Annotated in this window: 21 protein-coding genes; 2 read left to right on the top strand and 19 right to left on the bottom strand. The window is 60.2% G+C overall.

All coding sequences use genetic code 11. From position 1 onward, the window contains the following. Nucleotides 1-6: 6 nt before the first annotated feature. Nucleotides 7-849 carry a Cof-type HAD-IIB family hydrolase gene (locus DW211_RS03235; RefSeq protein WP_118259175.1) on the top strand — a complete coding sequence of 281 codons (843 nt, stop codon included), beginning with the start codon at nucleotides 7-9 and terminating at the stop codon, nucleotides 847-849. Nucleotides 850-967: 118 nt separating this feature from the next. Here DW211_RS03235 and DW211_RS03230 read toward each other — a convergent pair whose 3' ends face one another. The 4 genes from DW211_RS03230 to DW211_RS03215 all read right to left on the bottom strand — a co-directional run bounded on the left by DW211_RS03230 (nucleotide 968) and on the right by DW211_RS03215 (nucleotide 7,412). After that, on the bottom strand, nucleotides 968-1,762 hold the full coding sequence (locus DW211_RS03230) for a Cof-type HAD-IIB family hydrolase (protein WP_118259173.1): 795 nt from the start codon (nucleotides 1,760-1,762) through the stop codon (nucleotides 968-970). Nucleotides 1,763-1,960: 198 nt separating this feature from the next. Then, nucleotides 1,961-3,781 (bottom strand): adenine deaminase, encoded by a 1,821-nt coding sequence (locus DW211_RS03225; RefSeq protein ID WP_118259171.1) that lies wholly within the window; start codon nucleotides 3,779-3,781, stop codon nucleotides 1,961-1,963. A gap of 346 nt (nucleotides 3,782-4,127) precedes the next feature. After that, nucleotides 4,128-5,339: a tyrosine--tRNA ligase gene (gene tyrS / locus DW211_RS03220; protein ID WP_118259169.1), complete on the bottom strand. Its 1,212-nt coding sequence runs from the start codon at nucleotides 5,337-5,339 to the stop codon at nucleotides 4,128-4,130. Nucleotides 5,340-5,435: 96 nt separating this feature from the next. Continuing rightward, the gene (locus DW211_RS03215; RefSeq protein WP_118259168.1) at nucleotides 5,436-7,412 is read right to left on the bottom strand and encodes a U32 family peptidase; all 1,977 of its coding nucleotides are present in this window, start codon (nucleotides 7,410-7,412) and stop codon (nucleotides 5,436-5,438) included. Nucleotides 7,413-7,574: 162 nt separating this feature from the next. Here DW211_RS03215 and DW211_RS03210 point away from each other — a divergent pair, with 162 nt between their 5' ends. Then, nucleotides 7,575-9,785, top strand: a complete 2,211-nt coding sequence (locus DW211_RS03210; protein WP_118259166.1) for a transglycosylase domain-containing protein — start codon at nucleotides 7,575-7,577, stop codon at nucleotides 9,783-9,785. 188 nt (nucleotides 9,786-9,973) lie between these two features. On the opposite strand, the gene DW211_RS03205 is transcribed toward DW211_RS03210, so the two are convergent. The 15 genes from DW211_RS03205 to rpmD form a co-directional block, all read right to left on the bottom strand. Continuing rightward, nucleotides 9,974-10,411, bottom strand: coding sequence for an arginine repressor (locus DW211_RS03205; protein ID WP_006235280.1), 438 nt, complete (start codon nucleotides 10,409-10,411; stop codon nucleotides 9,974-9,976). Between the two features lie 132 nt (nucleotides 10,412-10,543). Further along, entirely contained in the window at nucleotides 10,544-11,542 is a 999-nt protein-coding gene (locus tag DW211_RS03200) for a glycosyltransferase (protein WP_147357107.1), read from the bottom strand. A 203-nt stretch (nucleotides 11,543-11,745) separates the two neighbouring features. Then, entirely contained in the window at nucleotides 11,746-12,570 is an 825-nt protein-coding gene (truA, locus tag DW211_RS03195; RefSeq protein ID WP_118259162.1) for a tRNA pseudouridine(38-40) synthase TruA, read from the bottom strand. A 92-nt stretch (nucleotides 12,571-12,662) separates the two neighbouring features. Further along, complete coding sequence (rplQ, locus tag DW211_RS03190) at nucleotides 12,663-13,130, bottom strand: 50S ribosomal protein L17 (protein WP_006235277.1); 468 nt, start codon at nucleotides 13,128-13,130, stop codon at nucleotides 12,663-12,665. Nucleotides 13,131-13,160: 30 nt separating this feature from the next. Continuing rightward, a complete protein-coding gene (locus tag DW211_RS03185) occupies nucleotides 13,161-14,102 on the bottom strand; it encodes a DNA-directed RNA polymerase subunit alpha (protein WP_006235276.1) in 942 nt (313 codons plus the stop codon). Nucleotides 14,103-14,134: 32 nt separating this feature from the next. Then, nucleotides 14,135-14,731 (bottom strand): 30S ribosomal protein S4, encoded by a 597-nt coding sequence (gene rpsD / locus DW211_RS03180; RefSeq protein ID WP_006235275.1) that lies wholly within the window; start codon nucleotides 14,729-14,731, stop codon nucleotides 14,135-14,137. A 19-nt stretch (nucleotides 14,732-14,750) separates the two neighbouring features. Further along, nucleotides 14,751-15,155, bottom strand: a complete 405-nt coding sequence (gene rpsK, locus DW211_RS03175) for a 30S ribosomal protein S11 (RefSeq protein WP_006235274.1) — start codon at nucleotides 15,153-15,155, stop codon at nucleotides 14,751-14,753. A 14-nt stretch (nucleotides 15,156-15,169) separates the two neighbouring features. Continuing rightward, the gene (rpsM, locus tag DW211_RS03170) at nucleotides 15,170-15,544 is read right to left on the bottom strand and encodes a 30S ribosomal protein S13 (RefSeq protein ID WP_022094275.1); all 375 of its coding nucleotides are present in this window, start codon (nucleotides 15,542-15,544) and stop codon (nucleotides 15,170-15,172) included. Nucleotides 15,545-15,558: 14 nt separating this feature from the next. Continuing rightward, the gene (gene rpmJ / locus DW211_RS03165) at nucleotides 15,559-15,672 is read right to left on the bottom strand and encodes a 50S ribosomal protein L36 (RefSeq protein WP_006363204.1); all 114 of its coding nucleotides are present in this window, start codon (nucleotides 15,670-15,672) and stop codon (nucleotides 15,559-15,561) included. A 150-nt stretch (nucleotides 15,673-15,822) separates the two neighbouring features. Beyond that, nucleotides 15,823-16,041, bottom strand: coding sequence for a translation initiation factor IF-1 (gene infA, locus DW211_RS03160; protein WP_035137443.1), 219 nt, complete (start codon nucleotides 16,039-16,041; stop codon nucleotides 15,823-15,825). A gap of 148 nt (nucleotides 16,042-16,189) precedes the next feature. Next, nucleotides 16,190-16,978 (bottom strand): type I methionyl aminopeptidase, encoded by a 789-nt coding sequence (map, locus tag DW211_RS03155; protein ID WP_006235270.1) that lies wholly within the window; start codon nucleotides 16,976-16,978, stop codon nucleotides 16,190-16,192. After that, nucleotides 16,975-17,601 (bottom strand): adenylate kinase, encoded by a 627-nt coding sequence (locus tag DW211_RS03150; RefSeq protein ID WP_118259160.1) that lies wholly within the window; start codon nucleotides 17,599-17,601, stop codon nucleotides 16,975-16,977. Before DW211_RS03150 ends, map begins: the two co-directional genes overlap by 4 nt. Before the next feature lie 18 nt (nucleotides 17,602-17,619). Then, nucleotides 17,620-18,906: a preprotein translocase subunit SecY gene (secY, locus tag DW211_RS03145; RefSeq protein ID WP_035137447.1), complete on the bottom strand. Its 1,287-nt coding sequence runs from the start codon at nucleotides 18,904-18,906 to the stop codon at nucleotides 17,620-17,622. Beyond that, the gene (gene rplO / locus DW211_RS03140) at nucleotides 18,900-19,349 is read right to left on the bottom strand and encodes a 50S ribosomal protein L15 (protein WP_006235267.1); all 450 of its coding nucleotides are present in this window, start codon (nucleotides 19,347-19,349) and stop codon (nucleotides 18,900-18,902) included. The genes secY and rplO overlap by 7 nt, the downstream gene beginning before the upstream one ends. A gap of 3 nt (nucleotides 19,350-19,352) precedes the next feature. Further along, nucleotides 19,353-19,535, bottom strand: coding sequence for a 50S ribosomal protein L30 (gene rpmD / locus DW211_RS03135; protein WP_006235266.1), 183 nt, complete (start codon nucleotides 19,533-19,535; stop codon nucleotides 19,353-19,355). Between the last annotated feature and the right edge of the window lie 2 nt (nucleotides 19,536-19,537).

Raw genomic sequence — 19,537 nt, 5'->3', positions numbered from 1 at the left:
CATCAAATGATTGTGTTTTCCGATATGGATGGGACGCTGCTGACGAGCGATAAGCAAATGAGCGATGCCACCTGGGCGATGCTCGACGAGCTCGCACGTCGTGGCATCGAGTTTGTTCCCTGCACGGGACGTCCACTGTCGGGCATCTTTGAGCCCATTCTCGCCCATCCCGCCGTGCATTACGCGGTCTGTGCCAACGGCGCCAGCGTCTGGCAGCTCGACGAGGATACGCCCACCGACGCCTCGCGCGCCACGTGCATCTTGAGCCGTCCGCTCGACCGTGGCATTGCCCATCGCGTCCACCGCATCGCCGCCGGCCACGATGTGACCTTCGATATCTTCGCGGACGGGCAGTGCTTCCTCCCCCGCTCGCTCTACACGCGCCTAGACGAATTCTGCGGCGGAGACCCCCACATCGCGGCTTCGCTCAAGCGTACACGAACACCGATCGACATGGATATCGACAGCAAAATCGACGAAGTCGAAACACTCGAACGCATCGCCATGTACTGGCACGACCAGGCCGATCGCGACGCCATCGCGGCGGAGCTCGACACGCTCGGAGGCATTGAGGTCACGCGTTCGTACGCCATGAATATCGAAGTCATGGGTGAAGGCGCCACCAAGGGTACGGCCCTCACGTGGCTATGCGAGCACCTGGGCGAGCGTCTCGCCAACGCCTGGGCGTTCGGCGACAACATCAACGACATCCCCATGCTGCAGGCAGCGGGCCACGGCATGGCCATGATCAACGCCGAGCCCGAAGATCGCGAGGCCGCCGACGCCATCACCGAATACGACAACGACCACGACGGCGTCGCCCGCACCATCATGGCCGCCCTCGCCTAGTCATCGGCCAGTCATTGGGGACGTTCTTAAACGACTAGTCACTGGGGACACTCTTCGCAAAAAGCTGCAAGGACTGTCCCCCACTGTCGGCAGAAAAGGAACGTCCCCATCTGCCGGATTAGGAGAGACTCTCCAGCACGCGACGGAGCTCCTGCTGGACGGCGTGGTCGCGGTTACAACCCACCACGCGATCGGCCACCGCCTTAAGCGCGGGGCGCGCGTTTTCCATCGCGCAGCCCGTGCCGACAAAGCGAATGATCTCGTAGTCGTTCATCGAGTCGCCAAACGCCATGACCTCGTCGCGTCCAATGCCGTAATGCTCCGCGAGCTGCGCGATACCCGAGGCCTTCGACACACCAGGCTGCATGGCATCGATCCACGCGTTGCCCGAAGGCGCAAAAGTAAAGAGCTGACCAAGTTCGCGCTGTAGCACGTACGCACTGTCCATAACCGCACTGTCGTCGCAAAAGATACTCGCTTTGATGATATTTACGCTGGGATCGGGCAGCTCCCAAATACGCTCGGCATTGGGAAGGTCCTTATCGACCTCGCGCACGAACTTGCACTCGTCATCGAGCAGGAAGGACTTGGTTCGGTCAAAGAGCGCAAGATGCAGATTGGGAAACGTCCTGACGGCTTGGGCGAGCCTTCGAATCGCCAGGTGGGAATACACCTCACGGTCTACCATTTTGCCGTCGGCGTAGACCTGGGCACCGTTAGCTGCGACAAAGTCCATCTTGTCGCGAACAGGCGCAAAGAACTCGCACAGGCGATCGTAGCGGCGACCTGACGATGCAGCAAAATGCACACCATGCTCGCGTAGCGCCAGAATCAGTTCGTAGGTCTTGGGAGGCACCTGGCCGTTTTCGTCAAGCAGCGTGCCGTCCATATCGGATGCAATCAGTTTAAACATAGAAAAGCTCCCTTCGGGCTTGATGGAATCGAACGTGTATCCGATTCCAACGTACCCAAAGGGAGCCCAAATAAGACTCCGCGGGCGTAAACGTTACAAGGACCTGGCAAATAGTTCACACATGCCAGAGGCCTCACGGTCGCGGCGTCAGGCGACACGCCACCCCGACGGCTAGTCGTTTAAGAACGTCCCCGATGACTAGTCGGCGTAGGTGAAGGTCGTGACGTCGAACATGCCCTCGGGGCGGATGCGGAGCGTCGGGATAACCGGCAGGGGCAGGAAGATGATGCCCATGATGGGGTCGAGCGGCGGCTCAATACCCATGGCGCGCGCCTTGACCATAAAGTCGTCGTGCTGCGCGGCGACATCCTCGGCCGTGCCCTCGCTCATCAGACCACCAAGCGCCAGCGGAATGCGCGCCACGACCTCGCCGTTGCGCACCAGCACGTGACCACCCTGGCCCACGGCTTCAACAGCCGCCATCATATCGGCAGCGTTATCGCCCACGACGCACACGTTGTGCGAGTCGTGGCCGATCGTCGAGGCGATGGCGCCACCGGTGATGGTAAAGCCGCGCACCCAGCCGCGACCGATGTGCTTGCCGACCAGGCCCAGGCCAGCGGGGCCGTCGCCGTCGGCGCCCTCGGCCTGCAGTGACACACCGCGGCCGTGACGCTCGATCAGCATAATGCGGCGCAGGCCCTCGGCGCTCTCGGGGCGAGCCATGCCCGTGATGGCCTTACCCGGCACCACGTCAATCACGGCCTCACCCGGCTTAAAGGCATAGTCGAATACGTCGAGCGAAAGCTTCGGCAGCTTAACGGAGGCGCGCAGCTCATCGGCAAGGGCCGCAACCTCGGCCATCTCGGGTGCGATCTCGCCCACAAAGGTGCCGTCCTGCGCCACCAGAGCACCGGCGGCATATACGCGATGCGGAGCCTTGGCAAACGTCAGGTCATCGAGCACCAGCAGGTCGGCGCGCTTGCCCGGGGCGATGGCGCCGCGGAGCTCATGCGGGTCGCGACAGCCGTGGTCCAAGCCAAATGCCTCAGCCGTGGAAAGGGACGCCATGGAGATGGCGACCACCGGGTCGATGCCGGCCTCAATCGCCACGCGGCAGGCGTTGTCGATCATACCGGTCGAAAGCGCGTCGGAGGGAGCACGATCGTCGGTCGCAAAGCAGCAGCGGCGGGCACGGGCGGGGTTTTCCAGCAGCATCGGAGACAGGTTGGCTAGGTCATGGCTGCACGTGCCTTCGCGCAGCATCACATACATGCCGCGGGATAGCTTGTCGAGTGCCTCCTCGGGAATCGTCGACTCATGGTCAGCGATAATGCCAGCCGCGGCATAGGCATTGAGGTCCTTGCCGGCAACGAGCGGGGCGTGACCGTCGACCTGTTTGGACGGCGTCTGACTGGCAGCGTCAATGCGAGCACAGGTCTCGGGATCGGCCATAAAGACGCCCGGCAGGTTCATCATCTCGCCCAGACCAAAGACATCACCCGGATGCTCGGCAAAAAACGCCTGCATATCGGCGGCGGTGATGACGGCGCCGGCCTGCTCGTCGGGCAGTGCGGGCACACACGAGGGCATCATGTACTTGATGGAAATAGGAGCGCGACGGCCGTCCTCGACCATAAAGCGCAGGCCGTCCAGGCCAGAAACGTTGGCGATCTCGTGGCTGTCGGCAATGGCAGTGGTGGTGCCGCGCGTCGCCGCCATGCGCGCATACTCGGCGGGACGGATGTTCGAGGACTCAATGTGCAGATGTCCGTCAATAAAACCGGGGGCAAGATAGCGGCCCTGGCAATCGATGACCTCGGCAGCCTCATACGTACCGGCGGCATCGTCGCGACCGTCGTAGAGCACACCGACGATCACGCCATCCTTGACGGCAACGCTACCGGGCGCTACGCGCTGGCCGTACACATCGACGATCTGTGCGTTGGCAAACAGCGTGTCGACGGGTACACGGCCCTCGGCGGCGGCGATCACAGACCTCATGACCTCAACGGACATACATACTCCTTTAACTGTAGAAAAAAGCTGCGGAGCGGACGAGCCTTCACCGCAGTAAGCCAATAGCCATTGTATGCCCAAACGGAAGGTCGGGAATACACCCCTTGCAAATGACGAGAGTGGATAATCTCCCACTTTGAGCCCGCAAACAGGCCAAAAACGGGAGATTATCCACTCTCATTCCGCGGGCACTCATTTAAGTCTGTCCCCAATGAGTGCCGAGACAAGGTGACGTGAAACGAAAGGGCGCTGACCTTCTGGTCGCGCCCTTGAAGTTGAACGTCAGATTGTCCAAATGCGGCCCGCGCAGCGTCGGCCGGTTACGCGGTTTGGTAAAACCGCGTAACTAAATAAGCTTGAAGCCCTTGCGCTTGCCCACGGAGAGGGTGTCGCCCAGCTTGAGGGCGCTGGGGTCGATGTTGTAGCTCTTGGGAGCCACGGCCTTGCCGTTAATCTTGACGCCGCCGCCGTCGATGTCGCGACGGGCCTGGCCGGCGCTGGCCGAAAGACCCAGGTCCTTGAGCAGGCCGGCGAGATAGATCTGGCCCTCGTCGTTAACAGTCAGCTCAACATGCTTCTCGGGAAAGTCGGCGAGCTGGCCCTCCTTGAACACGCGGTCGAACTCGGCCTGAGCCTCGTCGCCGGCACCGGCGCCGTGGTAGGTGTCGCACAGGTCGCGGCCCAGAGCGCGCTTGAGCTCATAGGGATCGGCAGAGCCGTCGGCCAGAGCAGCGTCGATCTTGTCGACCTCGGCCGGGGTGAGCGAGCTCGCCAGACGATAGTACTTGCCGATCATCTCGTCGGGGATGGACATGGTCTTGCCGAACATATCCTTGGGCGCGTCGGTCAGGCCGATGTAGTTACCGTAGGACTTGGACATCTTACGGACGCCATCGGTACCCTCGAGCAGCGGCATGGTGAGCGCGATCTGGGGCTCCATGCCCATCTTCTCCATGAGCTCACGGCCGGCGAGCAGGTTGAAGAGCTGATCGGTGCCGCCCATCTCCACGTCAGCCTTAATCATGACCGAATCGTATGCCTGCATCACGGGATACAGGAACTCATGCAGGGCGATCGGCGTCTGAGACTGGTAGCGCTTGGTAAAGTCATCGCGCTCAAGAATACGGGCGACGGTGAACTTGGAGCACACCTGCAGCAGACCGGCCAGATCCATCGACAAGATCCAGTCGCCGTTGTGCACGATGGTGGTCTTCTCGGGATCCAGGATCTTCATGGCCTGGCTCACGTAGGTCTCGGCATTGGCCTCGATCTGCTCCTGCGAAAGCTGCGGACGGGTGGAATTCTTGCCCGAAGGGTCGCCAATCAGCGCGGTACCGTTGCCGATGATGAGGGTGACGTTGTGGCCCAGGTCCTGGAACTGACGCATCTTGCGCAGCGGCACGGCATGGCCCAGATGCAGGTCGGGGCTGGTGGGATCGACGCCGAGCTTGATGTTGAGGGGCTCGCCCTTCTCAAGCTTCTTGCGAAGGTCGGCCTCGGGGACGATCTGCGCGGCGCCCGAGGTGATGATACGCATTTGCTCGTCAACAGACAGCATTGGGTATCCTCCTTTTGCTATAGCACCCTCGCCGAAAACGGCGGTGCTGGAAGTCCATAAACTCTCTTATGATAACAAACTGACGCGACGCGGCACCTACGACAGGAAAATCCTCGTCCTGCCGCATGCGTCGATGGCAACTGGCAGACGCGTGCCGTCACGCTCGACCAGATAGCGCACCTGCCGACGACGCAAGCAGCCGCGGCAACGGACCTGTCCCGTCGCATCGGTGGCGCAGACGCCCTCGGCGGTCAGCAGGCAGTGCTCGCACACCATGAGCTCGGGACGGTCGGCGTCGACCGGACCCAAGACGCCGGGTTCAGCAGCCAGCTCGGCAATACGCTCCCTATCATTGCCGAGCAACTCGGCAGGCAAGTATATCCACCCCGCACCAAGCCCGCGCAGCCAAGCAAGCGTGGCCCGATTGGCACAGAACACCGGCGCCGCCACGTCAAACGCCGTGCCCAACTCGCGGGCCATCGCCACCTGCCCCAGGTTGCGGCAGACAACGCGCCCGGCACGTTGCATGAGCGCTCGAGTCCGCTCGGCGTCACCTGCGCGGCACACTTCGTCGAGCACCACCGTCGCATCGGACAGATCCCGCTCATCGCGCGGATCCACATCCATCAGCTCCCAGGCAAAGACCATACGGGCAAAAGCCTCACGCTTTGCCGGCTCCGCCGACTCCGCCAACTCCGTCGGTACATCGCCATCTGCCAGAACGCCCTCAAACGGCAACACCTCAACGGAGCGCTCAACAGGCGCGACCGCATCTGCCTCGGCCCGCATGCGCTCCAACACCGTTGCCGTCTGCCCCAGCACGCCGGCGCTACGAATCAAATAGACCTCGCAGCCCGCGTCCACCTTGCGTTTGCAATGCACGACGATGCGCTCTCCCGCCGCGGCATCCACGGGGCAAGGCACCTGCGGCCAGCGCTTGGGCACATCGGGACGCGCGTCGGCACCCGGGTAAAATCGGATCTCGAGCGTATCGCCCGCCGCCACGGCGGCATCAAGCTCAACCGTCACCTCTTCGTGACCCACCGCCACCAAGTGGCCCACGCGCACGCCCTGGTTGATCGCGCGCTCAAAGCTCATGAGCCCGGCGCCCGAACGGCCCCGCAGATACGCATCGGTAAAGCCGCGGTTGAACGACCTTCCCAGCTCGCGCTCAAGCGCCGGCACCGCATCGGCATCCCATGCGCCGTCGCGCAGCATATCGAGCGCCCGACGCCACACCCTCACCACGTTAAAGACGTAGTCGGGATTCTTCATGCGGCCCTCGATCTTGAGCGATGCCACGCCGGCGGCAACAAGCTCGGGCAGATGCGCGATACCCAGATAGTCACGCGGACAAAGCAGGCGATCCCCTTCGACAGAGACAACACTCTGCCCCGCCTCGTCCACCAAGTCATAGGATAGACGGCACGGTTGCGTGCAGTCGCCGCGCATCGCAGAACGGCCACGTCGAAGGGCCGAAAACTCACACGCACCCGAGTATCCAATGCAAATAGCGCCGTGACAGAACACCTCGATGGGAACGCCAGTAGCGCAAAGCGCCCCAATCTCCGCCACGCTCAGCTCGCGCGCCGTCGTCACGCGCTCAACGCCCAACTCCTTGGCAGCCAACTGCACGGCACCCTCGCTATGAGCGCCCGCCTGAGTGGACAGGTGAATCTCGACCCCCGGAATCGCCGCACGAAGCGCGCAAGCCAGCCCGGCATCTGCCACAATCAGCGCATCGGCACCCAACGCATGTGCATGCGCCCCCAACGCCACGGCGTCGGCAAGCTCATCATCGAACACGAACACGTTGAGCGTCACGTACACACGCACGCCATGGGCATGGGCCACGGCACAACCGCGCGCGAACTCATCATCGCTAAAGCCATGTGCGCTCACTCGAGCGTTGAATCCGTCCAGCCCCGCATAGATGGCATCGGCACCCGCCGCAATCGCCGCGAGCATCTGGTCGAGCCCGCCAGCAGGCGCCAGCAGTTCGGGCAGCGCCACTCCAGCCGCCGCCAACTCGCTTTCGCATTGTCCGCTCGGTTCCATCGGCCGAATCGCCATCGGTAAACTCCTTGCCAAGGTGTGCTTTCACTCTGAAAATTGCTGCCAACCAGCATACACGAGGCCCTGCGTGCCCCGATTGGTTTATCGTGTAATAACTTATGTCCATCCTGCCCCGACGGCACATCCGCCGTCCGGCACGACATACCTGGAGGTCAATATATGGGTCCTCGCCAACGACAGGGACGCAGCCGTTCAAAGACGCATGCTCTGCCCATAATCCTGCTCTCGTTTTTGGGCTTTCTGCTGATTGCGGGCGTGGCATTTGGCATCGGCATGGTCGGCAACGTCAACCGCTGGCTGTCCGATCTGCCCGACTACACCGACGCCAACGCGTATCTGGTGAGCGAGCCCACCGAGATCGTCGACTGCAACGGCAACAAGATCGCGAGCTTCTACACGCAAAACCGCAAGTCTATCACCAAGGACGAGGTCTCCCCCTACGTGCTGCAAGGCACCGTTGACGTCGAGGACGAGCGCTTCTACGAGCACGGCGGTATCGACCTGTGGGGTATCGCGCGTGCTGCGGTGGCAACCCTCGGCGGCGGACACGAAGGCGCCTCGACGATCACCCAGCAGCTTGTGCGCAACACCATCCTGCAGGAGGAGCAGTTCGACTCGACCATCGAGCGTAAGGTGCGCGAGGCCTACATCGCCATCAAGATGGAGGACATGTACTCCAAAGACGAGATCCTCATGATGTACCTCAACACCATCTATTACGGCCACGGCGCCTACGGTATCGAGGCCGCCGCCGAGACCTATCTGTCCAAGAGCGCCGCCGACCTCACCCTGAGCGAGGCCGCGCTGTTGATCGGCCTTCCCAACTCGCCCTCGCAGTACGACCCCACGGTCAACCCCGACCTGGCGCTGTCCCGTCGCAACAAGGTCCTCGACAACATGTTGCGCCTGGGCCACATCACCCAGGAGGAGCACGATGCCGCACAGGCCGAACCCATCACCCTCAATGTGACCGAAATCTCGGGCAGCGGCGTCGACGTATACTCGCAGCCCTACTTTGTCTCCTACGTCAAGCAGCTGCTGGAGCAGGAGTTCTCGACCGACGTGCTCTTTAAGGGCGGCCTAACCGTCAAGACCACCATCGACCCCACGATGCAGCAGGTGGCAGAGAATGCCGTCCGCGAGCAGCTCGACACGCTCTCGCTTGACGGCCTGGACATGGGCATGGTCGTCGTCGACCCCAAGACCGGCTACATCAAGTGCATGGTGGGCGGCTACGACTACAACGCCGACGAGAACCACGTAAACCATGCCACGGCCAAGCGTCCCGTCGGCTCCACCTTTAAGGCCTTTACGCTGGCAACTGCCATCCAAAACGGCATGAACCCCAACGTCACCCTCAACTGCAACTCGCCGCTCAAGGCCAAGGGCACCACGACCGAGGTCCAAAATTACGCCAACCAGAGCTACGGCAACATCACGCTTAAGCAGGCGACGGCATACTCCTCCAACACCGGCTACATCCAGGTGGCGGAAGCCGTCGGCAACAGCAAGATCATCTCGCTCGTCAAAAAGCTCGGCATCGACCCCGCCCAGGACAACATCGAGGACGTTCCCGTCATGACGCTCGGCACCGGCTCGATCTCGCCACTCGAGATGGCCGCCGCCTACGCGACGTTTGCCAACGGCGGCTACTATCGCCAGCCGATCGCCATCACCGAGATTGATTCTCGTACCGGTTCGGTGCTGTACCAGCACACCGACAATCCCTCACAGGTGCTTACCGAGGGCGAGGCCGCCGCGGTCACCGATGTTCTGTCCGGCGTCATGAAGGGCAGCGGTACGGGTGCTGCCGGCGCCTTGAGTGTCAACCAGCCCTATGCCGGCAAGACGGGCACCACCGACAACACCACCAACCTTTGGTTCTGCGGCTATACCCCGCAGCTGGCGTGCGCCCTGTGGACCGGCTATTCCGCGGGCGAGATCCCCATCCAAAAGTACGGCACGGACCTGCTGGGCGACAGCACCAACCTGCCTGTCTTTAAGCGGTTTATGAACACCGTTCTGACCGGTACCGAGCGCGAGGAGTTTGCGACCGGAACGGCGCCCACCTACAAGAACAACAGCGTCTGGAAGTTCTACGGCACCAACAACACCAAGAAGACGGAGAACGACGACAAGGACGAGAACGAGGACGAAGAGGAAACCACCACGACGACTACCACGACGACCACGACCACCGAGACCACGGGCGGCGACACCACCGGCGGCACCGGTACGACCGGTGGCTCGACGGGCGGCTCCACTGGTGGTTCGACCGGCGGCGATGGCGGCACGCCTACGCCTACGCCTACGCCTACGCCTACGCCCACTCCCGACCCCTCACCCACGCCTGACGATACGGTCGGCTAGAAATCATCCGGCCATAAGCAACAAGGCCCCCGAGCAGCCTATTGAACTGCTCGGGGGCCTTTTAGTTTGAAGCGACCTGATGGGCGGTCTTTATACCGGCAGACAAAAAAGGGGGTACCGACCAACGTCGATACCCCTTACAAGCCGCTATGTCAGCGCACGCAGTGCCGAGCGCACGACCCGCACGCCTACTTGCGAGAATTGCTCAGCTTATTGATCAGCGCCTCAAGACGCTCGCCGTCCTCGGCCGTCTGGGCAATAACCAAAATCGTATCGTTGCCGGCAAGCGAGCCAAGCACATCGGGCAGCTCTGCCGCATCAACAGCGGCGGCGATGCCGGAAGCCGTGCCAGGCTGAGCCTTGATCATAACCAGATTATCGGTGCGCAGAACGCCCGTTACGAGCTCGGAAACCATACGCTGCAGGTGCAGGTCCTCTGCCAGAACATAGATGCCCTCAGGGAGCTTACGCAGCCCCATATCGGCAATATCGCGAGAGACAGTCGCCTGCGTGCAATCAAAGCCCATAGCGCGGAGCTCATCGACCAGCACGCGCTGCGTGCGGACGTCCTTATTGCGCACAATATCTCTAATGGCATCCTGGCGCCCATTGCGTTTTTTAGCCATACAAACCCTCTCTCCAAAAGATGGCGGAGACAATCAATCAGTGATTGAATAGTTTAACGCTATTTGAAGGCTTTTGCGTATAAGAACGCATTTCGAAACAATTCTATGCAAATTTGTTTCGAAATGAGCCGTTTAGGCGGTTTTTGCGCCCGTCCGGTTAAGAAAAGCTGCCAGATGCGTACACATCACGCAGCGCGCAGGCTTGGCGCTGGCGATCGGCCCAAACAACAGACCGAGTCCCCGATGGTTGTCCTTGAGCGCGGCGACCATCTGACGGGTTCGAGGCGCCTCGAGCATATCACGCATGCGGGCGGAACGCTCGATTGACGACACTCCATGCGGGCTCAGACACAAATTCTCGATGCAGGCGACCAGTCCGGCAAAGTAGAACTTTTGGCTTGCCAGCTTGAGCCGACCACCGCTATCTGCTTCCGAGAGTGAGTCCGCAAGCTCGTCGAGCGCTCGAGTGTCATCGGATATCCTGGCATACATGGTGGGATCAAAGGCATCTGTAAGCTTAGGTGCCACCGCGTGGAAACAAGCGTCGCCGCAGCCGGACACGAATCGTGCCTGCGAGAGCGCATAAGCCATAAACTCAACCGTACGGTACGCCTTGCCGCGCGACAGGCATGCCTCAAACAGCGGACGGCTATACATCACGCCAGAGGTCTGAGCGACTAGGCCGCCTAAAATCAACTGGGGCAGCCCAGTCACCATAGAAGACTCGTCTTCTATGGCAATAGAGGCAGCATCCAAGACGCGCGAATGACGCTCGCGGTGCGCATCGTATCGATCGAGCGACACCGAGGGGAGCACAATGTCTGCCGCAGTATCGCACGCGATATCGACCATCTTGGAAAGGGTCTGCGGAGCAAACCACTCATCGGCGTTCATGGCGATGATTTGAGAGCCGCGCGAGGCATCAAAACCGGCGCGAAGACAAGCGCCACGCTTCGCGTCCTCGACGTCAATCAAATCAATATGGATGTCCCTGTCGGCAGCAACTTGAAGCGAATGGCGCACACCGGGCGCAGCATCGCGGCAAACAACGACAATCTGCAAATCGTAGAGGTCTTGGTTCTGGATACTCTCGAGCGCACGCATCGCATAGCTGGGCGAACCTTCTACCACAAGGATCACCGAAAGTCGCGGATGCGAGCCACGTCGAACCAAGTTATCCGTCCTCTCGACAGCAATGAATCAAATCGTGGTTCATGGTACACCCCGGCAATAAAAGCAATGAGATACCGGTTGTATTGCACGCCAAGAACAGATGTTGCACACGTGCAGCCCACAGATGACAGGTGTCAACGCACGCCGCGTCGAGCCCTCCCCTAGTCGAGAACGACAAGCTCGTCGGGGCCGTAATCCACACCCATAAACGTAAGGCCGCAGGCAGGCGCCGTGGGACCCGCAGCGGTTCGGTCACGGGCGTCAATAACCTCGCGCATCCACTGAGGATCGCGACGATGCATGCCAATCTCCACGAGCGTTCCTACAATGGTACGCACCATCGAGTGCAAAAACGCATTGCCCTCGATAGTGAAGATCAGGATATCCTCGCCAAAAGCGACCTCGTGACCAAACTCCGCACGCATCACGCAGCGGTGCGTGGGCTTGCCCACAGCAGAGGCAACCTTGCAAAAGCTCTTAAAGTCCTGCTCGCCCAAAAGCGCAGGGCAGGCGGCCGCCATCGCATCGACGTCGAGGGGATAGCGATGCCACCACACCGCACCGCGCGAGAGCACGGGGCGCGCATCGCGATCGGCAATACGGTACGTATACGTACGGGACCGCGCGTCAAAGCGGGCAGAAAAGCCCCTACGGGCCTTGTAGACCTCGTTTATGGCGATATCTTTGGGCAGGAGGGCATCCATAGCCCTCAGCCACCTACGGCGCGTCAGAGCAAGCTCAGCGTCCGTTACGGGCACGCTAATGTACTGGGCCACCGCATGCACGCCGGCATCGGTACGACCCGCACACGTCAGATCGATCGGGCGGCGCAGCAGCGTCTCGATAGCGCGGCGTAACTCGCCCGCAACGGTCGTCTGGCCCGGCTGCTCGGCAAATCCGCTATAGGACGAGCCATCATAGGCAACACGGAATACAAGCGTGGCATCGAGCTCAGGAATCGAATTGAGATCAGACGGCGCGGTCATGGGCGCTCCCAACAAACAATCAACGGTATCGCGACAAAAAAAGAGGGGTACGCGAACGTACCCCTCGAATATAGCCTATGCAGACGGATTGTCTACTCAGCGGTCTCCTCAGCAGGAGCCTCCTCGACGGCCTCGACCTTCTTGGGAGCAGCGGCCTTCTTGGGGGCCGGAGCAGCCTTCTTGGCCTTAGGCGTGCAAGGCTCGGTGACGAGCTCCATGATAACGATGGGAGCGTTGTCACCCTTACGGTTACCGAGCTTCATGATGCGGGTGTAACCGCCGTTGCGGTCCTGCCACATGCCCTGAGCAGCCTTGTCGAAGATCTCGGCAACGAGCTGCTTATCGCCGAGCTTGGCGATAGCCAGACGACGAGAGTGCAGGTCGCCCTTCTTGGCCCAGGTGATGATCGGATCGACGACCGAACGCAGCGCCTTAGCGCGGGTCTCGGTGGTCTTGATGCGGTCGTTCTCGAAGAGGGCCTTAGCAAGGCTCTTCTTCATGGCCTTGGTGTGGCTCGCATCGGTGCCGAGCTTCAGGCCCTTCTTAACGTTGTGACGCATGGTCTAGTTTCTCCTCAAATATGCGAAGCATTAAGCCTTCAGGCTCAGGCCCATGGACTCAAGCTTGTCCTTCACTTCCTCGATCGACTTAACACCGAAGTTACGGATGTTGAGCAGATCGTTCTCCGAGAACTCAACGAGTTGACGGACCGAGTGAATGCTGGCGCGCTTAAGGCAGTTGTAGGAACGGACGGAAAGGTCCAGATCCTCGATCTGCTTGTCCAGCTCGGCGTTGTCGTTGGTGACCTCGGGAGCGAAGATCGAAGCCTCCTCCTCGACCTCGGGGGTCTCGGCAAGGTTCATAAAGGCGGCCATATGCTGGTTGATGATATTGGCAGCCTGGACCACGGCGTCGCGCGGGGCGATGGAGCCGTTGGTCTCGATCTCGAGGACAAGGCGGTCGTAGTCGGTGTGCTGACCGACACGGCAAGCCTCAACGAGCTTGGCGCAACGGGAAACCGGCGAGTACAGCGAGTCGACATGGATCACACCGATGGGATCGTTGTCGCGCTTGTTGGCCTCGCCAGAAACATAGCCGCGGCCATAGCCGATGCGCATGCTCATGGTGAGATGGCCACCCTCGGTGAGCGTAGCGATGTGCTGCTCGGGGTTGACCAGCTCAAACTCGGACGGAATAAAGAAGTCCGCACCGGTGACCTCACAGGGGCCGTCAACCGAGATGGTAGCGGTCGCCTCGTCGGTCGTGCCGAGAGCCCTGAAGACAAGACCCTTGACATTCAGGACGATGTCGGTGACATCCTCGACCATGTTAGGGATGGTCATGAACTCGTGCTGCGCACCATCGATCTGAATAGCCTCGACGGCGGCACCCTCGAGCGAGGACAGAAGAACGCGACGAAGGGAGTTACCCAGCGTATCGCCGTAACCACGCTCGAGCGGCTCGACGGAGACACGAGCAGACGTCTCGTTGATCTCTTCGACCTGAACCTGAGGCCTAATGAATTCTGACATGTATTACCTCCAGCCTCAGCAGCCCGGATGGACTACTTAGAGTAGAGCTCGACGATGAGCTGCTCGTTGATATCACCGCTGATCTGCTCACGCGTCGGCAGAGCGAGCACGTTACCAGACAGCTTCTCGATATCGACCTCGAGCCAGCCAGGGACCTCAAAGCGCTCGGAGGAAATCAGGGCCTCCTTGATGGGGAGGAGGTCACGGAACTTCTCGCCGACAGCGACGACGTCGCCGGCCTTGACGCGGTAGGACGGGATGTCCACGCGCTTGCCGTTCACGGTGAAGTGACCGTGACGGACGGACTGACGAGCCTCTTTGCGGGTGCGGGCGAAGCCAAGACGGAAGACGACGTTGTCGAGGCGAGACTCAAGGATGATCATGAGGTTCTCACCGGTGACGCCGTTCATCTTACGGGCCTTGTTGAAGTAGCCGTGGAACTGCTTCTCCAGAACGCCATAGATGAACTTGACCTTCTGCTTCTCGCGCAGCTGCATGCCGTACTCAGATTCCTTGCGACGGCGCTTGGGCTGACGGATAGATTCCTTCTTGCTGCTGTAACCGAGCTCAGCGGGATCGATCCCGAGCTGACGGCAGCGCTTAAGAACAGGAGTCCTGTCGATTGCCATATTGATACGATCCTTTCAGTTACACGCGGCGACGCTTCTTGGGGCGGCAGCCGTTGTGCGGAATGGGGGTCTTGTCCTGGATGCTCGAGACCTCGAGGCCAGCAGCCTGGAGGGAGCGGATGGCGGTCTCACGACCGGAGCCGGGGCCCTTGACGAAGACGGAAACCTTCTTCATACCGTGCTCCATGGCCTGCTTGGCAGCAGCCTCGGCAGCCATCTGGGCAGCGAACGGCGTGGACTTACGGGAGCCCTTGAAGCCCACCTGGCCAGCCGACTTCCAGGAAATGACGTTGCCCTGGGGATCGGTGATCGAAACGATCGTGTTGTTGAACGTAGAACGAATGTGAGCCTGGCCCACGGAAATGTTCTTACGGTCCGCGCGCTTCAGACGGGCAGCGCGAACGTTCTTCTTAGCAGTAGCCATCTATCTAGCGCTCCTTATTTCTTCTTCTTAGCACCGATCTGACGCTTCGGGCCCTTGCGGGTACGAGCGTTAGTGTGGGTGCGCTGGCCGCGGACCGGGAGGCCCTTGCGGTGACGAAGGCCGCGGTTGCAGCCGATGTCCATAAGGCGCTTGACGTTCTGGTTGCGCTCACGGCGGAGGTCGCCCTCAACCATGATCTGGTTCTTATCGATATAATCGCGGATGGCGTTAACCTCATCCTCGGTGAGGTCCTTAACGCGCGTATCCACGTTAACGTTGCACTCGACGCAGATCTTCGTCGCAGTGGTGCGGCCGATGCCGTAAATGTAGGTCAGACCGATCTCAACGCGCTTCTCACGCGGGAGGTCGACACCATTAATACGGGCCAACGTAGTCTCCTCTCTTAACCCTGACGCTGCTTATGACGGGGGTTCTCGCAAATGACGAGGACCTTGCCATGGCGCCTAATGATTTTGCACTTATCGCACATCTTCTTGACCGAAGGACGTACCTTCATCGTTCTTCCTTTCGGTAGCGCTCAAACTACTTCCCTACTATCTACTCGCCCAGCCGCAGGCGTTTAAAACTATGGCTGGTCTTCACACACAATCCGACCGTAGGTTGAGCTAAGCCTGCAGCCGGAAATGGAGTGCGTGTATGCGTGCCGCTATTTGTAGCGATAGGTGATGCGGCCACGGGTCAGGTCGTACGGGGAAAGCTCCACGACAACCCTGTCACCGGGGAGAATACGGATGTAATTCATTCGAATCTTGCCAGAAATGTTGCACAGAACCGAATGACCGTTCTCGAGCTCGACCTTAAACATGGCGTTGGGCAGCGGCTCCTTTACCGTACCCTCGAGCTCAATTGCGTCTTCCTTCTTCACAAGCAATCATCTTTCTCTAGAAAACGACAGCGATTGAGTATTCTACAATACGCATGCACGTATCGTAATATCTTCGTAATGGCTCCACAACTAAGCGGAACTTGTTACTTTTCAGAAATGTAGATGCCGACGTGTTTGAACGCGGCCCCTACATTTCACCGCCCTGCAAGGAACACCAAGCACCTTGCGCGTCGGTGGTGAGAATCACCGGACCGTCATTGGTAATGGCGACGGTGTTCTCGTAGTGCGCGGCGGGCAGGTGGTCGTTGGTCGTAACAATCCAACCGTCGGAGCCCGTGCTCACATGGTTGGAACCCATCGTAACCATCGGCTCGATGGCAATGACCATGCCGGCCTGGAGGCGAACGCCCCTCCCCTTCTTTCCATAGTTAGGAACGTTGGGGTCCTCGTGCATCACGCGGCCAATGCCATGGCCCACATAATCACGAAGCACGCCGTAACCGTGAGACTCGGCGAGGGACTGAACGGCATAACCGACGTCCCCGATATGGTTACCGGGAACAGCCTGCTCGATGGCAGCCTTAAGGCAATCGCGCGTGACCTCGCACAGGGCCTTGGCCTCGGGCGTAGGGGTGCCGACGAAAAACGTCCAAGCATTATCGCCAACCCAACCGTCGACAACGGCTCCCGTATCGATGGAGATGATATCGCCATCGCGCAGAATCATGTCGGGGTTGGGAATACCGTGGACCACGGCATCGTTAATCGATGCGCAAATGGTACCGGGGAACCCGCCGTAACCCTTAAAGGCCGGGGTGCCGCCATGCATGCGGATAATCTGCTCCGCGAGCTGATCGAGCTCAAAGGTCGAAACACCAGGGCGCACCATGGCTCCAACGTGGCGGAGCGCCATCTTAGATAGCGCTCCTGCCTTCTTCATCTGCTCGATTTGCGTTGCAGACTTAATCTTGATCATAGACCGAGAGCCTCTTTGACATCCCCGTACACGGTCTCGCGAGCCTGGTCACCGTTGACCGACTTGAGCAGACCCTGGCCACGATAGTAGTCGACGAGCGGGCTCGTGGACTTCTCGTAGACGTCGAGACGGTTCTTGATGGTCTCGGGCTTGTCGTCGTCGCGCTGATACATCTCGCCACCGCACTTGGGGCAGGTGGCATCGGCAGCAGTGCCGGTGTAACCGCAGGCGCGGCAGGTGCGACGCGAAGACAGACGATCGATAATGACCTCAGGGGCCACATCGACCAAAAGGGCGCAATCGATCTCGCGACCCATGGCGGAGAGCTCGGAATCGAGCGTCACAGCCTGGGCGGTGTTGCGCGGGAAGCCGTCGAGAATAAAGCCCTGCTGGGCATCGTCGGCGGCAAGGCGCTCCTTGACAAGGTCGATCACGAGCTGGTCGGGAACGAGCTCGCCAGCGTCCATGTACTTCTTAGCCTGAATACCAAGCTCGGTGCCACCCTTGACGGCAGCACGCAGCAGGTCACCCGTGGAAATGTGAGCGATGCCAAACTCGGCGACGAGCTCCTGTGCGACGGTACCCTTACCGGCACCCGGAGCTCCGAGCAATACGAGGTTCATGAGCAATCCTCCTCTAGCCTATTTAAAGAATCCATCGTAATCATACATCTTGATCTGGCCTTCGAGCTTATCGACCGTGTCGAGCACGACGCCGACCATGATGAGGATGGACGTGCCACCAAATGCCTGGATCAGATGGTTACCAGTGAAGGAGAAGATGATCGAAGGCACGATGGCGATGAGCGCCAAAAAGACAGCACTGGGAAGCGTGATCTTGTTGAGCGCGTTCTTGATGTAGGCCGCGGTAGCCCTACCCGGACGCACGCCCGGAATAAAGCCGCCCTGCTTCTTAAGGTTGTCGGCCGTGTCATCGGGGTTGAACACCATGGAGGTGTAGAAGTACGCGAAGAACACGATGAGGACAACGTTAAGCACCCAGTTGAGCCAACCGGTCGAAAGCGCGGAGGCAACTGCCTGAATCCAACCGATGCCGGGGAAGAACACGGCAATCTGAGCCGGGAAGTACAGCAGCGCCGAAGCGAAGATGATCGGCACGACACCCGCGGTATTGACCTTAATGGGCAGGTAGGTGGTCTGGCCACCCATCATGCGACGGCCCACGACGCGTTTGGCGTAGGAGACCGGGATGCGGCGCTGGCCACGCTCAAGGAAAACAATCAGCGGGATAACCAGCAGGATGATGGCGCAGATGATCACCATGGTGATGATGCCACCGGCATTGCCCTCGGTGCTGGAGAAGATCGCCTGCGGCAGACCGGCCATGATGTTCGCAAAGATGATCAGCGACATGCCATTGCCGATACCGCGCTGGGTGATGAGCTCACCAATCCACATGATCAGCATGGCGCCCGCGGTGAGCGTGCCGACAATCATGAGGTCGAAGATGATCTCGGGAGCGCCGGCGCCATTGAAGCTGATGCCGAAGCTCTTAAAGAGGAAGAGGTAACCCACGGAGTTGAGGATTGCCAGAGCCAGGGTGAGGTAACGCGAATACTGCGTAATCTTGGTCTGACCGACCTCGCCCTCGCGGGCAAGCTCATGCAGGGAAGGCACGACGGCCTGGAGCATCTGGAGGATGATCGAGCTGGTGATGTAAGGCATGATGCCCAGCGAAAACACCGACACATAGCTCAACGCGCCGCCAGAGAAAAGATTCAGGAGGGCCATAGCACCTGCGGCGACCGAATTGTTATCGGTCGAGAAAAGGCCCAGCATCCCCTGGAAGGGAATGCCGGGCACAGGAACGTGCGCACCAATGCGGTACACGACGAGCATAGCTATGGTAAAAAGAATCTTTTCGCGCAATTCTTTGATGCGGAAAGCATTCTTAAGACCATTTAGCACGGCAGCTCGACCTTTCCGCCAGCGGCCTCGATCTTGGCCTGCGCAGAAGCGCTGACCTTGTCGACCTTGACCGTGAACTTCTTGGTGAGCTCACCATTGCCGAGCACCTTGACGGGCTCGAACTCGCTCTTGGTGATGCGAGCGGCCTTAAGAGCGGCACCGTCGATTACAGCGCCGTCCTCGAACTTACGCTCGAGACGCTCAACGTTAACAGCGGTGTACTCGATACGACGGGGGTTGCGGAAGCCCGGAAGCTTGGGCAGGCGCATAGCCAGCGGAGTCTGGCCACCCTCGAAGCCGGCACCCTTGGTGCCACCAGAGCGGGAACCCTGGCCCTTCTGGCCGCGGCCAGAAGTGGTGCCGTGACCCGAAGAATTGCCACGGCCGACGCGCTTACGGTTCTTGGTGGAACCGGGCGCGGGAGTAAGATCGTGAAGCTGCATTTGCTACTCCTCTACAATCTCGACAAGGTGCTTGACCTTGAAGATCATGCCGCGGACGGACTCGTTGTCAGCAATCTCGCGAACCTCGCGGATCCTGTGGAGACCGAGGGCACGGACAGTACGGACCTGGTCCTGCTTGCAACCGTTGGTGCTGCGGACCTGCTTGATCTTGATGGTGTCAGCCATGC

The organism is Collinsella sp. AM18-10, assembly GCF_003471585.1.
Classification (GTDB): Bacteria; Actinomycetota; Coriobacteriia; order Coriobacteriales; family Coriobacteriaceae; genus Collinsella.
This window is presented reverse-complemented; position numbering and strand designations above follow the sequence as displayed.